This is a genomic window from Paenibacillus farraposensis, assembly GCF_020736845.1.
Classification (GTDB): domain Bacteria; phylum Bacillota; class Bacilli; order Paenibacillales; family Paenibacillaceae; genus Paenibacillus; species Paenibacillus farraposensis.
Map to the genome: position 1 here is coordinate 71,129 of NZ_JAFFQR010000019.1, position 17,779 is coordinate 88,907.

Annotated in this window: 18 protein-coding genes; all 18 read right to left on the reverse strand. The window is 47.5% G+C overall.

What is annotated here, in order from left to right:
* Positions 1-7: 7 nt before the first annotated feature.
* On the reverse strand, positions 8-1,864 hold the full coding sequence (locus tag JO375_RS04640; RefSeq protein WP_229523354.1) for a contractile injection system protein, VgrG/Pvc8 family: 1,857 nt from the start codon (positions 1,862-1,864) through the stop codon (positions 8-10).
* Positions 1,865-1,896: 32 nt separating this feature from the next.
* Positions 1,897-2,370 (reverse strand): DUF4280 domain-containing protein, encoded by a 474-nt coding sequence (locus JO375_RS04645; protein WP_229523355.1) that lies wholly within the window; start codon positions 2,368-2,370, stop codon positions 1,897-1,899.
* Entirely contained in the window at positions 2,367-2,909 is a 543-nt protein-coding gene (locus tag JO375_RS04650; RefSeq protein ID WP_229523356.1) for a hypothetical protein, read from the reverse strand. Before JO375_RS04650 ends, JO375_RS04645 begins: the two co-directional genes overlap by 4 nt.
* Before the next feature lie 49 nt (positions 2,910-2,958).
* On the reverse strand, positions 2,959-4,101 hold the full coding sequence (locus JO375_RS04655; RefSeq protein WP_229523357.1) for a pentapeptide repeat-containing protein: 1,143 nt from the start codon (positions 4,099-4,101) through the stop codon (positions 2,959-2,961).
* 40 nt (positions 4,102-4,141) lie between these two features.
* On the reverse strand, positions 4,142-5,635 hold the full coding sequence (locus JO375_RS04660; protein ID WP_229523358.1) for a phage late control D family protein: 1,494 nt from the start codon (positions 5,633-5,635) through the stop codon (positions 4,142-4,144).
* Positions 5,632-6,258 carry a hypothetical protein gene (locus JO375_RS04665; protein ID WP_229523359.1) on the reverse strand — a complete coding sequence of 209 codons (627 nt, stop codon included), beginning with the start codon at positions 6,256-6,258 and terminating at the stop codon, positions 5,632-5,634. Before JO375_RS04665 ends, JO375_RS04660 begins: the two co-directional genes overlap by 4 nt.
* A gap of 26 nt (positions 6,259-6,284) precedes the next feature.
* Positions 6,285-7,061 (reverse strand): DNA and RNA helicase, encoded by a 777-nt coding sequence (locus tag JO375_RS04670; RefSeq protein WP_229523360.1) that lies wholly within the window; start codon positions 7,059-7,061, stop codon positions 6,285-6,287.
* 108 nt (positions 7,062-7,169) lie between these two features.
* Positions 7,170-7,757 (reverse strand): RDD family protein, encoded by a 588-nt coding sequence (locus JO375_RS04675; RefSeq protein WP_229523361.1) that lies wholly within the window; start codon positions 7,755-7,757, stop codon positions 7,170-7,172.
* Between the two features lie 93 nt (positions 7,758-7,850).
* Entirely contained in the window at positions 7,851-7,979 is a 129-nt protein-coding gene (locus JO375_RS24475; protein ID WP_267497665.1) for a hypothetical protein, read from the reverse strand.
* Positions 7,980-8,022: 43 nt separating this feature from the next.
* On the reverse strand, positions 8,023-8,529 hold the full coding sequence (locus JO375_RS04680) for an RDD family protein (RefSeq protein ID WP_229523362.1): 507 nt from the start codon (positions 8,527-8,529) through the stop codon (positions 8,023-8,025).
* A gap of 44 nt (positions 8,530-8,573) precedes the next feature.
* The gene (locus tag JO375_RS04685; RefSeq protein ID WP_229523363.1) at positions 8,574-11,225 is read right to left on the reverse strand and encodes an Hsp70 family protein; all 2,652 of its coding nucleotides are present in this window, start codon (positions 11,223-11,225) and stop codon (positions 8,574-8,576) included.
* A gap of 32 nt (positions 11,226-11,257) precedes the next feature.
* On the reverse strand, positions 11,258-11,947 hold the full coding sequence (locus JO375_RS04690) for an iron-dependent peroxidase (RefSeq protein WP_229523364.1): 690 nt from the start codon (positions 11,945-11,947) through the stop codon (positions 11,258-11,260).
* Positions 11,944-13,263, reverse strand: coding sequence for a normocyte-binding protein (locus JO375_RS04695; RefSeq protein ID WP_229523365.1), 1,320 nt, complete (start codon positions 13,261-13,263; stop codon positions 11,944-11,946). The genes JO375_RS04690 and JO375_RS04695 overlap by 4 nt, the downstream gene beginning before the upstream one ends.
* 51 nt (positions 13,264-13,314) lie before the next feature.
* On the reverse strand, positions 13,315-15,210 hold the full coding sequence (locus JO375_RS04700; RefSeq protein ID WP_229523366.1) for a PP2C family protein-serine/threonine phosphatase: 1,896 nt from the start codon (positions 15,208-15,210) through the stop codon (positions 13,315-13,317).
* Positions 15,211-15,232: 22 nt separating this feature from the next.
* On the reverse strand, positions 15,233-16,063 hold the full coding sequence (locus JO375_RS04705; protein ID WP_229523367.1) for a PP2C family protein-serine/threonine phosphatase: 831 nt from the start codon (positions 16,061-16,063) through the stop codon (positions 15,233-15,235).
* A gap of 35 nt (positions 16,064-16,098) precedes the next feature.
* Entirely contained in the window at positions 16,099-16,626 is a 528-nt protein-coding gene (locus JO375_RS04710; protein ID WP_229523368.1) for an FHA domain-containing protein, read from the reverse strand.
* Between the two features lie 67 nt (positions 16,627-16,693).
* A complete protein-coding gene (locus JO375_RS04715; protein ID WP_229523369.1) occupies positions 16,694-17,242 on the reverse strand; it encodes an FHA domain-containing protein in 549 nt (182 codons plus the stop codon).
* 32 nt (positions 17,243-17,274) lie between these two features.
* Positions 17,275-17,727 (reverse strand): DnaJ domain-containing protein, encoded by a 453-nt coding sequence (locus JO375_RS04720; protein ID WP_229523370.1) that lies wholly within the window; start codon positions 17,725-17,727, stop codon positions 17,275-17,277.
* Positions 17,728-17,779 lie beyond the last annotated feature (52 nt).

Sequence of the window (17,779 nt, forward strand, 5' to 3'; positions counted from 1 at the left end):
CGGCCCCTTACTTAACCACATCGTATAACTCTTGGTTCCCTCCCAGAACAGTATCTCGCATGAAGTTATACGATTGAGAGAGATCACCTGCTCTGGCCTTGGCGATATCCTGCTGTCCCTCACTGAGTTCACTGGAAGCGACTACCATCGTCGTAGCTCCTGCAGCGAGTGTGACACTGGCAGCAGCAGCCACAACTAAAGGAGCAGCTGCACCCGCTGTTAGAACAGTTGCCGCAACTCCCACAGCCACTGCTCCAATAATCATGGCTATTTGTCCAAAACCTACTTTTTGCCTGCCTGCCTCCAACTTATTCACGAGGGCCTGACGTTTAGCTGCCGCATTATTATTTACCTGTTCCATCACCTGCTGATCCTGAGCAATCAGAGCACTGTCATCGTATTGTACTGCTGGAGCTTTACCAGGTTTGCCCTCATAAAAGATCGTGGCAGCTTGAGCATTGCTTGTGTCCTCGATCAAGATCACCTGTTCCGGATTTACTCCTTCTACCGGACTACGAGAAATAGCTACAAGTTCACCAGCTGTCAATTGAATTTGCTTTGGGGCTGGCATTTCACCAGCTAGATCAATAATAAAATCCGTGGTGGCCTTAACACACATATCCGTATCAGAGAGGATTTCAACCATTCCGTCGCCTGTAAGCTGGAGCTTAATGCTTTCCTGACTATTAGCCGCAAATACAACATCCTGACCCGTTAACCTCATTTCCTTATCCGAGTCATTCGTTAATGACTTAACAACAGGATCGGAAGATTTCTGGCTGTATTTGCTTTGTTCAGCCCCTCTTCGAACAGAGCTTATCGCAATAGCTCCTGTTTCCAAAGCCGTTGGGAAATGAAGCTTGACCGGAGAGCCCGGCTTGGGCATCATGTAGGCACTTTGATTGTCCATACCCGTGGAATAGGGGAACCAGCAAGTACCTGCATCGTCATTTGTGGAGTCAATATCCAAATGCAGTTTGATCTGATTACGGGTTATCTGTGTAATCCGCCCCTCCAAAGAAAGCCCCTGAATAGCAGCGTTCACTATTTTTTTGGTTTTGATAGTACTTCGCGAAGTTAACGTATATGTATATAGCAGTTCCCCTTTGACAACAGATGCTGCTATTTCGCATACAACATACGCCTTATGCTGAAAATCAACTTGTGCTCCCAGTCCTAATGCCGCTCTGCTCTCCACTGTAAACAAAGTATGATCAGCCGCGTATTCCATCTGGGAAGATGATTTAAAACGGCTTTGCATCGTATAGGAATCATTCTCCAACTTAGCCGTCTCCTGCCCCTCTGGTATACCCAGTATAAGTGACGGAGTCTCTTCGGACATAACCGGAATCACGACGGTATGTAAATGAGAGGCTATACGCTTGATGAATTGCCAATCCGTCTCTTCATATTGTAAAAGTAACTGCCCTGTCTTGATATTTCCTATCGTTTGATCCGAGCAATGTGCTCCAGGATAATCTTCTAATAGGTTGTCTACAATTTGCCCGTACGTTTTTTGCTTGTTTTGAAACGATCGCTTTTTCCACTCCAAATCCAACTGGTACGTGAATGATATAGCTTCGATCTCTAGATAATTCACACCCTGCACATGCTGCACAACCGCTTGTTTGATGATTCCTTTAAAAATTGATTTTTCCTTTTTTTCATCTATCGGATGGGCTTTAAAAAGTGAAACCTTGTCATCAACACTCATTCTCTGCAGGCTCTCGCTATGATGTTCAGGGATAACGGCTTTAAAACGAAGAACCGCATGTTCATTTATTTCTTGGAATAAGCTTAATTGTTCTACCCTCTGAATGTTATACGGGAAATCAAGTATTAATCCGGCATAAAAAATTTCCATATCGAGTTACCTCCCTTCTTTCATGGCTTAACTTATTTACGTTGTCCATTATCAATGATGGTAATATTGCCGCCAAACAAGCAAGAATTGCAGCAACTGCTTAACATTGCATCCGTGGGGCCCACTTTGACATCCTCTTTTCCAAAATCCCAAGGTCTGACTATTTTAGGAGTACACATAGCCACACATTCTGGCGGGGGGAGCTGCTCAAGAGGAATATCTTCTTCTTTCATAAATAGAGAGTTAAACCAGCCAACATCCTGTTTTGGAGCCTTTACGGCTTCTTCTACCTTTTTCATTTCAGCTTGTACTGCCGGGTTGTTGAGGCTCTTGCACACCCCAAAGGGACGAACATTTCGCTCAGGAAAAAAGTCATGAATATTCAGTTGGGGCTGTTCATGAATGTATTCTCCATGACTCGCAGGTACGATGATTCTCGCTGGCCTTGACCCCTGGTCACAAAATGCGAAGGCACCGTGTACCACAAAACTCTTGTCGCCACTCATAGCGTCAGCCTCCCACTGTAGGTTTCTACCTTCTCTATTTTCATTCCAAACAGTTCCCTCCTTAATATGCTTTCGGTTATTTCCAGATTGATAACAAGCATCGTCTCATCAATGCCTTTAATGCGAAAAACAGCATGTCCACGTGCCTTCTCTAAATCAATAACAATATGCTGTATTCTTCCTGCCTTATCAAAAACGGTTTGATCTGATAAACAGTCCAATCGATCAACAAGCATCAACCAGTAGGTGCTCTGTGATTCCATTTTTATATTTGTTAATACAGCACACTTAAAAATCACATGCTCGTCATACATAGAAATTACTTTTTTTAGCGTGTCGGATACGAGCAGTACCGGACGTTCAATAAAATCCGGACAGACATGGTCTTCATCTCCGTTCACGAATACAACTGTCAGATCTTTAATAGCTTCTGCTTGATCCGTTGTTACCTCCAACGTAGAGTTGGCTGCCTTTAATCCCTCAAATGTGATCAGGTGATCCTCAAGACTTTTATCCTGTGAAATGATAAAATATTCCATACTTCCCTCCTTGACACACCACTTAATTGTGTCTAGTGACTCCGAAAATTCAGACATTAGAACATACTTGTATACTGTCAAGCTGCTGTCCATTTAACTTCAATATTTTAATATCTTTTTGAAGGAACATAGCACCTTCCAGATTGGCCTGGGAAAAATCCGTCTCTTTTAACAAAGCCCCTTTGAAATTAGCACCTCTCAAGTCCGCTCCCTTGAAACTCACCTCTTTTAAATTGGCTCCAGCAAAGTTCGTTTCCATGAACGGGGGAATATGAAATTCCTTTTCTGTGGGTACTACAAAACTTCCCTGAACCTCTTCCAGTTGGGCTCTGGATAGATTGGCCCCTCTAAAATCCGCACCATGGATTAAGCTGTAATCCAAGTTGGCCTCTTGTAGATTCGCATTACGGAAATCTGCACCGATGAGCGGGCATCCTACCAAATAGCTTCCTACCAATGAAGTTTTGGAAAAATGGCAGTAGCATAAGTTAACTAGCTTAAAATACATATGGCTAAGATCTAGATTCCTAAAACTTTCATGTGCATATTGATCATTTTCATTAGGATCAAGTCTGCTTCTAACCTCCGTACTTTGCTGCTCTTTAGAGTTGAATTTATATACAAGCTCATTAAAATCCTTATACTCGCCCACGCGAATATACACCTCGTCGTCCTTGCCCAACGCTATAAATTCCTCTGTCTCTACTGCATCTTTCATGACATGTCTTATTAAGTTAGCCATGTAATTTACATAAAGCGATGCTTCTTCTCTCTTAATTTGAGATATATCAGCAGAATAAATTTTATTGACATACTTTTTACTATCTTGTGTAAGCTGACGCTCAAAGTTATCCAGAAAGTTAAATACCCAGCTGGCATCATATTCCTTTGCGCATTCTACCGGGTCCATATAGCCTTGATGATCATAAAAATAGATCCGGCAACTTGCATCATGATTAATTACACGATGTCTGAAAAAAGTAAAATGTATATGCTGAATCTTTCCCTTATCACATTTCTTCTGCAAGTTGAGAGCTTGTGTACAACTATCCTTAAAAACAGAAAGAATTTGTCTCGCAAGTTCATCACGATTGTTTACCAAGTATTCGTGTAAGGCTGCAATCTGCTCTATACGATATTTTAGGACACTGTTTTCTCTTAAATGTAATAAAGCTTCATGACGTTTCACCATAAAGGTTGACCTCCCTTGCTACTCCGGGTTGACAAGAAGATTAGTTCGTGAATACTTCGGTACCTGCAAGCCTGGCGTTTCCTGCCTGATCCAGCGTGATCTTCCCCCCCTTATCACTTCCAATTACAATTTCATCTGTGGCGGTCATCATTAATGTCTTTTCAGCTCTTATTTTTACGTTTTCTTTAGAATGAAGTGATACTTCTTTTTGTCCGATGATTGTGACTGCACCACTAGCCTCCAATTTCACAATCGCCTGTCCTCCGTTAGCGGAAATCTCCACATGATCCGGCGTGAGCTTAACTTCCATTCCTGCTGGATTTCGGAAATATCGTACATTCGGGTCAGACATTCGGTCCCCTGAAGAATTGCCACCTCCACCTGATGCGTTTCCTCCCCCACCGGAAGTGCTCCCATGCTTTGCAGCATCCTCCGAATACGAATTAACTGAACTGATGGCAAAAGCCGCATCTTCCCATTGGCTCGGTAAATTCACTCGTACGCTATCTCCCTTTTCCGGCATGCAGTACCAGCCGCTTCCATCCTCTGAAGCGTATACTGTTGAATATGGAAACCAGTAGGCAGTTCCTTCATCCTGATGATTATCAATTTCCAAATGAACTTTTACTGTATCCCGCTTGATCGCCAGTACCCTTCCCCCTATGGAAGCACCACGTATCCGTTCGTTATAAGGTTTGGCACGATTGATGCCTAAGCGGCTTGCTAGCGTATAGCGGTGAACGATTAATCCCTTTTCCATGGTTGATATACTTTTCTGGATAAAATAGGTTCTATCTTGGAAACGAATAGCATCGCCTAGGTTTAATATTTTATGAGTTTCTATCTCGTAATACACAAAATCCGTCTCATGAACGTCTGCCTGATGATTTTTGGAATGTACCAAATATTCTGACAAATTCTTATGGACGGTATAATTAAAGTTTTCCAGGCGTTCAGTTGCTTCATCATCAGGAATGCCAAAGAATGTTTTTATGCTTTTAAATTTCCCTACTGGCATGAGCACCGTGTTCACACGGGCAGCCATCCGTTTTAAAAAGGCCCAGTCAGTTTCGTGATATTGAAGGACAAAATTCCCAATGCTCTCATCACGGTCAGCGGAATATATAACATCATAATCATCGTATCCCCTGCCTACTTCCTTAACCAGGCGTGAATAGACAAGCGACGCATTCTGGTAAGATCTGGTCTTTACTTGCATGTCCAATAAATAAGAGTAGGTATAGGCCTCCGCTTTAAGGTAATACACATCAAGCACTTTCCGAATTTCCATCATGCTGATTAATCCGCAAAATAGCTCTTTCCGTCCACCGTCCTCCAAAACCTGGTATACTTCCACCGGTGTCTGGGCTTGAATGGAGTGAACATATTTATCCTTTTGCTCTTCGGTGATCGTACCGGTAAAGGAAAGCTTGCCGTGTTCATTCACCTGATGAATCATTTTTAACTCTTTTAGCTTCACCTGCTCAAAAGGACTTATTTTGACGTTGTCATAAGCAAGAATAGGGGTACTCATTTGCTGTCCACCTCCAGTGAAGAAATCATGCCTTCGGCAATCCACTTCCATAAGTTTCGTTGCCGATCACTACCGTTCACATTAATAATGAGCTGATGGTTACCTTTTTCTACAAAGCATAAATAATTGAACACTACTCCATTAGCCACGTTACTGGTGAACAGACAATAATGAGGCTCTAATGCGTCATGATTAACCGTACCGTCCTCGGCCCAGTGGATTGGCATCTCCATCGCATGAAATTGTTGAAGCATGGAATTTTTCATGTGCTTCATAGAAAATTTTTCTTTTGACTCTATCCAATTAAAAATAACGTTAATTTCATGTTCGTCATTGCAAAAAACCATATGCTCATCCGTTTCAAGGGTGCAGACAAAAAAATCGGTTGGGAAGTTTATACTTAAACCTGTCTTCATTACATTCAACCTTCCAAATTCCAATTGGATGGCATCATTGTCCAAGCTCCCTCTCTTTACTCCTTTAATGATATCTTCAGTCTTCCATTGCTGCTCTTCTTCGTGCTCTGTATCATTCATCGAAGGGTTAGCAGAAGGTTCATTCGGAATCTGTTGGTTCCGCTGCTCTTTTTCCAGCTTGGCAATTTCCTCGTCCAAATATTTCATTGATTCACACTCCTCTATCTGATTTTCTAATCCACAATCATCCGCCCGCCTCCGCTGCCTTGCCAGCGGCCTGCTGCTCGTTTTCCCCGTCCGGCTCCCTCCAGGATCAGCACCAGCTGCCTATGGAGCTGAGCAGAAGAATAATCTCTGTATTCCGCACCATTTCGGTTTGCGATGTAATGCTGAATAGACTCCCTGTCCACGGCTTCCAGGTTCAGGCACATCAACGCAAACATACAGTCCATCGGATCGGATGTACCGCTTTTAAGCAGCTCGGATGCAAAGTACCGCATCGTCTCCGGGCGCAATGTACTCTGCTTCAGGCCCGCAAATGGAGCATGGATATCACTCCATGTATTGAATTCGGTTGCTATGTCGGCAAAATCCTGATAATCCGAGCGAAGCACGGCTCCATCCTTGAGCTTGAATCTGCCCAGCTCCAGCTCATCCAATCCGATCTCGGCCTCGTCCTCCAGCACAATATCTGCATGATGAGCGGTGAAATCCGGGCGATCTGTTTGTTCCAAAAAGAGCAGCTTCAACACTGACAGCCTCCCGGTGGCTGTATACGGCACTTCCTGTTCCTGCTCTAGCAGATACAGTCTGCCCTTATGCTTCACAATGCCTCTGCCTACGATCAGCGTGTGTTCCCCGACAGTCACATTCATTCCGGTAATGATGCCATCCGAATAATCCTGATACCGGATATCCAGAAAACTGCGGGGGTAGTCCCGCAGGTTCTCCAGCATCTCGGTTTTGAGAATACGGCCTTTCTCAAACTTCGGCACGATATGGGTTAACATGTGTTTTCCTCCTCTCCGTGCCGATTTCGGCACAAGTGTCGCCCGGCACCTCAGTACCGGCATTGCGGCCACAACGTAATGCGCCAGCCGGTTCGCTCTGCGCCGTCATTACTGTTTTGTCTGCTCTTCTTTATTTAGAGATATAGACAACCGATTTACGCCGGGCGCAGGAGCCGGGACAGGCATCTCTGTCAGCGGTGGATTTTGCTTAATATACTCCGAGTAGTTCAGCCATTTTTTGTTTACCACATAGGTATGAGCGATTTTGTCATGCAGTGCCTGCTTCTTAGCCGTGAATGCCACCATGATGTAACCGACAAATATAGTGACTAAGCCAATGATTTTACTCCAGTAGCGGGCGTTGGCCCGTCCAAAAGATATTTTTTCATTATTTTTATCCACAACGACAATCCCCGCAGCCAGCTTGCCGACCGTTCCTCTGCATGTTGACGATTCCATGATGGTGTGGTATAGCCAATCCAATAGAAGAGGGCTAAAAAGAGTAGTAGCTCCCAAAATTCTCAACGACTCATCGTCTAAGTGTGAACCATACTCCAAAAACGTCGGCATTTTTAAGAACACAGAGATAAACCCTATCGCCACAAACAGCAACGTAGTAAATAAACGAATAATTACAAATAAAATGGTATAATCTAGCAAGTTAGCTAAACATCTTTTCCAAAAACCAGCGTACATCCTGCTGCTCCTCCTGCTTAAAGCCTGCTGTTCATCAGAATCTTTGAATCTGTGTGCCAACCTAATGGATATCACACCATATTACTGCTTTATCTACTCTTCTTTATTCAGAGGTATGGACAGTCGATTCACACCGGGTGCAGCAGCCGGGACAGGCGTCTCTGCCAGCGGTGGATTTTGCTTCATATATTCCGAGTAGTCCAGCCAATTTTTGTTCACCACATAGGTATGAGCGATTTTGTCATGCAGGTTTATATATCTACTTTTACATCCCGGTCCCCTGCCGAGCCTGCTCACGAAGGATATAATTCAGCTCGCGCTTGTCTATTACATAGGTACCTGCAATCAGATCGTGGAGAGCCTGTTTTTTAGCCGTAAAGGCGGTCATAATAAAGCCGATGAACAAAATGATGACCGATAGAAGCTTACTCCAGTAACGGGCGCTGGCACGGCCAAAGCTGAGCTTCTGGTTAAACTCATCTACCACAATGATCCCGAGAGCCAGCTTGCCTACCGTGGCTTTGCATTTGGACGATTCCATGATGGCGTAATACAGCCATATAACACCTAAATACAATAAATCCTGTACAACGATTCTCGCCGTAGATATCGGTGTCTCGGCGGCTTTGATCACTGTCGCCGTTGAAAGCCCCCCATCCCCAACTGCATGTATCACGATCAAGATCAAACCGATAATCGAAAATACGAACCACAAAATAAGACTGTCGATAATATGGGACAAAACCCGTTTCCAAAAACCTGCGTATAACATACTATTCCCTCCAGATATTGTATTCTCATATTCCACAGCCTGTCCTACTTCGTACCGTCAAAGAAATCCAGCTCGGAAAGATCGTTTTCAAAGGCAAAAAAACGTTTGGGCCCCAGATACAGCACTTCATCCCGGCGAGTAATTGGTACTACATAAAAACCCCAACGGCTGTCGCCGGCAAAAACAAAATATTTGGTCTCTTCATTACGAATGGAGTCGGTATCATCCTGCGGGATATCCCGCCCGTACAGAACGGCAATTTCCTCATAAGGCATAGGTTCAAAGGCTTCCGGCCGGCTGCGGTACACATGGCGCTGACGCAGCTTGCCACCGCCTGCCGTCAGGAAAAACTCTACCTCTGCCGCATGTGACGGCCTGGAAATGGAGCCACGTACCCGGCTGCTCTCCAAGCTGGCAATCAGCTCTTTCTCACGCCCTGTATGCGTCCAGGCGCTAACGGTGTACGGAATCGCCGGAATATGATTGGTAATAACAGGCTCAATCGTGCCCATTTTTTTGGCATTCAGGTAACGGATAGCTCCGCGCAGGCAGGCCATTTTCAGCTCAGGCACCCTGCTCAGGTCTTCCGCTTTCTGCCGGAATTCAATGCTGCGCCCTGGCACAAATTCCTTCAGTGCTTCACGAAATACGTCAATCCGGCAGGACTGCCCGGTCAGCTTGATAATGGAATAATCCTGCAAGCGTCCCTCTTGATAAAAATCATCCAGAAACTTGCGCACAATATTGTAGATATCCGCCTTAAGAAGCTGCTGTATTTCCCGGATGTTAAACACCACATCAGGCAAGCCGTATTCATCTCGGAAGCGTCCGTTTTCGATGACTGATACCAGCCAGCGGTCCATCACCGCAATGTTCAAGTCACTGTCGGCAGATAGTACCTGTTCGGACTCGAAGCGGCTGCGCAATATGCCTGTACGCAGAAAAAATTCCTTTTTCATATTTTCTGCCGCACTCCATAATAGATGGAAGTTACTCAGCACCCGCTGATATTCTTCCCGTGTCGCATGCTCGTACCGTTTGAACGCCGTAGGCAAAATAGCCTCTGCCTCACGATAGCGCTCCTCCAGCCGGGCATAAACAGCATCTATGCCAAACTCATCGACATGACGGTACAAATCCCCTGAAGGGACGCCGATCAAGGCATCAATATCGGTATCAGGCAGTCTGGTTTCGGCTGCATAATAACCGGCAAATACAATTTTCATAAACTGCATAATCCGGTATGTCAGATTATTTCCTCCGAAATTGGTATCCCCATTTTCATATGTCGTGTGGATATCGAGCTTGTAAGCAATACGTCCATCCTCAATCCGGAACCGGCAGGATGACAAATCCGTCGTGCCTCCACCGCAATCAATGACAAGTGCCTGATATTCCTCACCGTCTGCAAAAGTTCCCCGCTCCATCTGGTCTGCCAGCGTGTTGTACAGCACGGCCAGACCTTCATCCAGCGCATCCTCCACTTCAATCCGGTAGTCTGGCAAAATGTCACTAAACATCTCAATAAACTGCGGCTGCAGCTTGACAGGAGCAGAAAAGTGCAGATTGCGAAACCGGCACTTGAATTGCTGCTCAGCGGTACCTATCACATAGCGGATAAAAGCCGCTAGAATATCGCTGCGGGAAGCCGTAGCTGTATTTCCCTCGGCATCCATTAATTCCTCGATTCGCTTATAATCGTTGACCCAGCGCTTGATGCCCCGAAGCACGGTCGCACGGCTGCCCGCCACGTCGGTTCCGCGTAGTGCTTCCTCCCCGAATACATACACAATGTGCTCCGGATTAGAGCAGTCTGCAACACGAATAGCGGTCGGCAACACTTCGATCCAATCACCTTCCGTACCTGACGGGCCGGGGAATGACACATAATTGATTGCATTCAGCGTTACCGTGCTGCTCATGCCTGTATCCGGGGCCGTCACGTAGGAACTGTCCAAATAAGCACCTGCCGTTGTATTCGAGGTGCCAAAATCGATGGCCAGTACGGCATCGGTTGTTTCAGTGCCCCGAATGATCAGCTCTGCCACCGCAACCCGGTGACCCTGCATCTTCAATGGCAGCATCGGCTTATCACCATAATAATGGTTATAAAAATATTCTGATTCCTGTCTTCGCAGAAATAACAGGCTATAGTTATGATTGGCCGTCTCTCGCAGTTCAGCGTCCCAATGCCGCGATAAATAATATACGCCTGTCCGTCCCTCATCCTTCAGCAAATTCAAAATACCGCACAGTTCTCCCGCCGCATTCACCAGCAGCACATTAGAGGAGCTGAGCCAAGGCAAATCAGATTCGATTCGGTAGTTGTCCATGCGACCTGTCTGCACACCCTGATACAGCGTGATTTTGGCAGGAACCCGGATGCCGCCGCTCTCCAGCCGGCGGTCATTCCAATTTCGCTTCAGTGCTGATTCAATACGTTCAAAGCCGCCGGGGTTCGGTCTTGTGATAAGCAGGTACTCCTCTGAGCTCCGAAACCGCAAAATGACGCGAATGAGCTCTTCACGTGCCAGACGATTGGCAAAGCCCTCGACCAGACGCTCCTTGTCGCATATCCCGCGCAGCTGGAAGGTCGTCATTTGCTCCAGTTCCGCACGTGTGTATTTTGCCATGAAGCGGGTGCTTTTTCGATCGGTGAGCGGGTCAAGCAACCTGTATGTATAGGGTCCGTTCATCGTTCACATGTCCTTTCTTAGCCTTTTAACCTTCAATAGAGGGCGATAGCATCTATTTTCATCGTAGGGTCTGCCTCCAAAATGCCGAAATGACTGGTCCAATACAGCTCAGTCGTAAAACGTGCCGGAAGAAACAAATCCAGAATTAAATCCACTTTCATCCGTGACAGTTGCGTCTCCTCCTGGCCGATATAAATGAGCAGTTCATCCTTTTCCTCGCAATTGGCATAAATGATCGAGCGATGAAAAACACGCCGCATTGTTTCTTTTAACAGATGTACAGCCTCCCCTGTCTCATACAGGCGCAGCAATCCTTCAGCAATCGCATCCTGTTCCCCACGGTTTAACTGTTCAAAGCTTTCCTTCACCTTCAAGCCAAAAATGCCGTCAGCAATGTCGCGCTGAACAAAACGAATGTGATACTCGCGCCGATTCATCCCTTGATACAAATCAATTTCCGCCAGAAAATGCATCATGATATCAAACAGCGATTCCCTCAGCTCCAGACCCTCTTCAGCATCCGGTGGAAACAGGTCCCGAAAAATAGAATAAAAGCGGTAGTATGGATTGATCTCCACCACCTGCTCCAGCTGGGAAGTATTCAAATCGACCAGACTAAGCTCCATATAGGGAGAATAGCTGACAGCAGGCACGAAGTGGAATGTATTGACATCCATCTCGTGTTCCCGCGCGCGCATGAGCAAATCCCAGACGTAGTTCACACCCATTCTCCTTCACATTTGTACTCCGGAAAATACATTTGCACTTCCGACACCAGAAAGCTCATCAGGTCGGATAAAATATAAGCAGGCAAGGCTGACGAAGCATCCTCAGAGGCACGTCTGAACCCCAGCCGCATGATCTGCTTGCCTTCCTCTGTCCGCACATTATCGCTGACAAACGGATTTAGCGGATACGTCTGGACTCCGGAGATCAGATTGCTCGCTTCGTTTCTGCCTGCTCCTCCCCAGATGTCCACACGCTCCAGCTCCAGTCCTCGTGCTGCTTCAAACGAGTTTACGATCCGCGTGATCTCCGCTTTGGCCCGGACAATGACGGCCTGCTTGCCTGCATAGCGACCCAAAAAGCTGTCCTGCCGCCGATTGGACAACACCGGATACGATTGCCGACTAAGTCTTGTCGAGACTGGCTTCGTAACCTTCAACACGTTCCATTCACCGGATTTGTCCCGCGGTGTGACAATCGTCAGTTCCTCTTCCGTACGCTTGATGTACCGGATATCTCCTTCCGTTCCATCGATCAGATAACCATGCTCAGGCCCTGTTTTACGCAAAGGCAGCACTTGCTCATAGTTCACGCGATCCATAGCGGGTATCGGAAAACCGCTGTTCTTTAGAGATAGCCGTTCAATGTTCCAAAGCGGAAAAACATCGCCCTTTTTAAAAGCATCGAACTCCTCCAAGGAGATCGTAATTTCATGAATTTCCTCATATTCTGCAGGCTCACCATCTCCACCAATTAATACACAGTCGACGAATTTATAGGCGTACGGGTGATTAATCGTTTTCCACGGCATGCCATTTTGCAAAAACATATGATACAGTTTTTCAATCTCCAAAATATAGGAACGATTGTGTTCCAGCCGAAAACGTATGGGATAATTTCCGGTTTCCGTTGCCAGCACTCCTGCAAAAATCCGCTTGCTGCGCACCAGCGCTTCAATTCGTTCGGTCTCCATCTCCAAAAAGAGGGTGAACAGCGGCATCGCTCCCCCTTCGCGAACCACCTCCGCCACGCGGCTGATGTCCACCTTTTTTACCTCTGTATCGGACAATAACACCGGGTATAAAAATTCATGAATCGGATCATAGTCCTCGCGTGATGTCAATGACACGTACACGTCAAACTTTTCTTCCGTATTCTCTATTTCCTCAAATACCCGCCGTTCTAGCTGGCGGGTCATCTCTTCCTGATATTCGACGAGGTTCATAAACACCCCCGCCATCATATTTTTTAATAAACGTCTCTGCTCCAGATCATCCATTTTGCTCAAACGGTCCTGCACTAGTTCTTTCACGGCATTTCACTCCTTTCCGGCTCCAGCATGCATTCATTGAACATGAAAACCTTAGCTTCCATTCACAGCAGTCTGATCCTGACTTGCCGAACCGGACGCTCCCGCTGCTTTAGAAGCAGAATCAGCTGCTCCTTGCTCCTTGCTGTTAGCCGACTTGGCTGAAGAGGCGTTTCCATCGCCTGTACTGCTGCTTTTCGAAGGCGAAAGAGAGGCTGCGGACGAGGAGGCCTCCTTCTTCACGGCCCCAGTCTCTGCTGACCCCGTCGCCGCAGCCTTTGGCTGCGAAGCAGCAGCAGGGGTTGCGGCTGCGGAGGCCGGGCTTGTACCTGTTGCGTTCTCTGCATTCATATCGTTCAGCGCTCCGTCAGACAAACCCAATCCGGCTGGAGGCTGATTGTTTTTCTGCTGCTCCGCACTCTGCTTCTCCTCGGCCTTCGCGATGCTCCGCTCCATGGCCAGAACGCTTTCGAGCTTATCGATCTCCTGATAAATCTCCTCCGCCCCGCTATAGGCATCAATGGCTCCTTCATAATCGAGATCCTTCATTAGCCGGTCCCCTTTGGCCTGCAGCTTGCCGGCTTGTATCTCCTTAAGCTGCTGCTGGATGGCTGCCAATTTGTCATTGGTCCCGGCAATCTTCTTTTCCAGCTCCTTTTGCGCGGATGTGTACCCGGATTCCAGCGCAGCCTTGCTGGCTTTCTTGTACAGCTTGAGCGCATTCGTGTAATCGCCGCCCTGAAATTTCAAATCTCCGTCCTTCATCCAGCTCGCGGTCTCGGCATAGCTGTCCAACTGCCCGATTTTATGCTCAATATCCTTTACATTAAACGGCGGATAAAGTCCGGCAGTTTTCCGCGCTTTCTCGTAGCTGGCTTCGGCTTTCGCAAAGTCCACCTTTTCCACATAACCGTCTCCGTCAACAATCAGTTGAGCCACTTTTTGCTCGCCTGTATATAATCGCTTGTGAATTTTATCGTTGATTTTAACGGCAGCGTTTTTTGCCTCGCTGTAGGATTTGAGTGCCTTCGCATAATCCCCTGCTCTGGCGTAATCATCTGCAGCCTGCGCTGATTCAACCATCGCTTCCAGTGCTGCCGCCTTATTTGCAGCCATGCGCGCCAGCGTAATCCATGCTCCCGTGCCCATAACAATAAAGACAAGCAACCCAATCAAGATCCGTTTGATCAGCTTGCGACGGTCTTTAGGTTTTTCCTGAAATACTTTGTTAACATAAACGGCTGCGGCTGTATAATTGTTCACCGCTTTGCGCTGCTTGCTCAGCAGCACCTCTTCCAGCGTATCTGTCAGCATAACCGGGTCCTTCGCTTCCTCCAGCGCTCCGAGCATCTCCGCCAGCTCGACGCCCTCCCACATCCCGGCTGTGGCAAGCAGCAGGACATCTCCATCTGCCAGCTGTGTCTTTTTGGTATAATGGGCATGGACCCCATTCGGATTTCCCAGGTACTCCAGCAGATTGCCCCGTTCCTCGTGAGTGCTGGTCGCTTCGTCCGGAATGCGTCCGTCATCCGCCAATGACTGTGCCAAGCTATGATCCTTGCTGCGAAAATTAAGCCGTCCATTGCGAAAATGATATAGCCGCACATTACCGCATGATACGTATACCATTTTGTTGTAGTTGGTCACTACCATCAACAGACTGGCCTTGAGCCGAACGCGGCGGCTTTCGAATTGCAGCCATTCCTGCGCTTCACGCAGATCTCTCATCAGGCGCCGTTTGGACATGGAGGGCTTCTCCATGAAGTTTTCCAGCACCGTTTTGACAACCATTTCCGCGCTGCGCAGCTCCTGATCCGAATCCAGACCGTCTGCGAGGACATAACAGGCCATGTCGTCCGTCTCCATAAATGCAAAATAGTCCCGGTTGTCTATGTAAGAGCCCGCTTCCGACACAAAGGCGGTACTAAAATCGCTGTTGTCCTTGCGCATCGCTACCCCCGTCTTTCTGGTTTCATCCTATCGCCAAAATAATAACCGTCGCATTATCCTGACTTTTAAAGCCTTTATTATGAATGGCGTCGATCATCGTATCCGCCATTTCCTGCGGCGTGCCGCCTTGACGCATGATCTCTTCGAGCTCAATCTCTGTCAACGCCTCCTGAATCCCGTCGCTGCACAACAAAACATGATCACCCGCATACAGGCGAATCGGGGCAGCGCCCAGCTCCATGCTCTCAAAGCCCTCATAACCCAAATAATTGACCAGCTGATTGCGTACAGGACTCGTTTTGGCTTCCTCCGAGGTCATGTGTCCGGCCAGCACCTGTTCCTCCAGCAATGTTTCTGCCGTATGCTTGGAGTTGACCGTCTTGAAATGGCCATTGCGGTAAATCATAATCAGACTATCGCCTACCGCTCCGTAATACAGCTGATAGCCGCGCACAATGACCGCCGCCAGCGTCGTTCCTCCGCCCTGCCCATTCAGGTTTTGCAAGATGCCGCGGTTGCTCTGGGCTGCCGCCCCTGCAAAATATGCATTCAGATTCGAGGCATCCTCCAGCTTGGCAAACGCCTTTGTAAAGGTCGTTACAGCCAATGTACTGGACATGCGTCCATTCTCCAGTCCGCTGATGCCGTCTGCGACAACAGCGAGCGTACCGACAGGTGTCGTCATACTCGCAAAATAATCATCCTGCTCGCTTCGACTTCCAATCGTTTGACCATTCCCGATCTCAATTCCACTCACGGTTCGGCCGCCGAAGCTTCGTGTCAGTCGCATACGGATGATGAGAAGAACAGCGAATAGCACCGCAGCTCCGCAAACAACAACATAAGGCTGCATATCGTTACCTCCCTGTACCATTGCCCACTTCCGTTCTAGTTTTCGTTATCCCATTCAAAATGGGCGCCGCACAACGGGATAAAGATAAACTTGCTGCGTCCTAACTGAATTACGTCATAAGCAGCCAGCTCTACCGGCGAATATACCGCTTCATTATTATGGTATGCCAAGCCTGATGAATCCCCTGGCAGCAAAAAGAAGTTGCGTTTCTTCGGGTCATACACAATGACCGCATGATTTCTGCGGGATATCGTGTTGTCCCCGATAATGCGGACATGCATTTCCTCAGCGCGTCCGATAAAGTTTTTCTCCGCCATAATGCGATAATCCTGACCCACCTGTGCTCCTTCAATACAGACCAGCCATCCAGTTACCGGGTGAATCCCCACCGTTTCGCCCAAATACGGCATCGTTTTGTCATCATCTGCTACGGCATTTGTTCTCGCCGCCGTCTCCACGCTCTTGGGCGCGGCTGTATTTACTACCGTATTACAATAAGGACACGTATTTCCGTGCTTGCGTGTACTGAACATGTGTCCGTTCGGGCATCTTGTCAAACTCATCGTCGTTTCTTTCCCCCATTGTCATGATTGTCTTGCCAGCGAACTATGGATTATGCAAAATCCGCAGTTATTTAACAAGCAGCCTCGTATTAGCGATGTATAACAAATCACCTGAGTAAATACGGTGAGGCTCGCCGCTTTCCAGCTTTTTTGTCACGCTTTCCTTGGCAGGACGCAAACCCGTCCCGTTTCCGGAATCCACATCCTCCACAAACCAGTCGCTGTCCACCCGGTTCAGCACCGCATGCTCTGCACTTATCAGAGATGCATAGTCGGTATGCGCCAGATCAATATCCGCCTCAGAGCGGGACGTTGTTTTGCCGATCAAGAGTGAGGTTTCACCTTCGATATACCATTCCTTAATGGACTCGCCTTCCTCATCAATCAGCACCAGTTTGGCAATCCGATCGTGCTGTGCCTCCGACTTTGCCACGGGTACCACGGACACCAGATTGCGCAGCATGTATACAAGCACGCCGATTCCAATACCTATCGCGACCACGGTTTTCAAACCGCTGTAGCCTGTACGATTAAATACATAAAAGGCGATCGCCAGCATCAGCCCGAACATGGCAACATCTATGATGAACACCCGTCTGTTCTGCGCCGTTTTCACTGCTTGCTTCCCCCGTTTCCATCCTGAAATCTTCACTTTTTACGAATACCAAAAAACTGGTTAAACATTGCTGAGGTATCCGTCGGATCGCCGGACTTTTTCGTGTTCTTCCCAGGCGAGCCCTCCTTCGTTTTCGGGTGAAAGCCGAAAAATTGCTCAAAATTGCTGCCAATGTCAGCCGGATTAAAGCCTTTGGCTGCCCTGCGCGCACCTCCGGAATTTGCAGCAGCTCCTCTGCCTCGCTCTTGCTGCTGTCCGCCAGCTCCCTCAGCTTTTCGGATGAGCTCGGCATCGTATGCCTGCCGCAATGCTTCGTCACGCAAGGTATTATAAGCCTCGTGAATCAGCTTGAACTTGCGCGTGGCCTCCTCGCTTCCCTGGTTGGTATCAGGATGATACTTTTTGGCCAGTTTGCGGTAAGCCTGCTTAATTTCTGTCTCCGAAGCATCCCGGCTGACACCGAGCAGCTCATAGTAGTTGGTCATGATATGCTGTTCCCCTCTCCGAAAAAAATAAATATTAAGAGACCCGATAGGC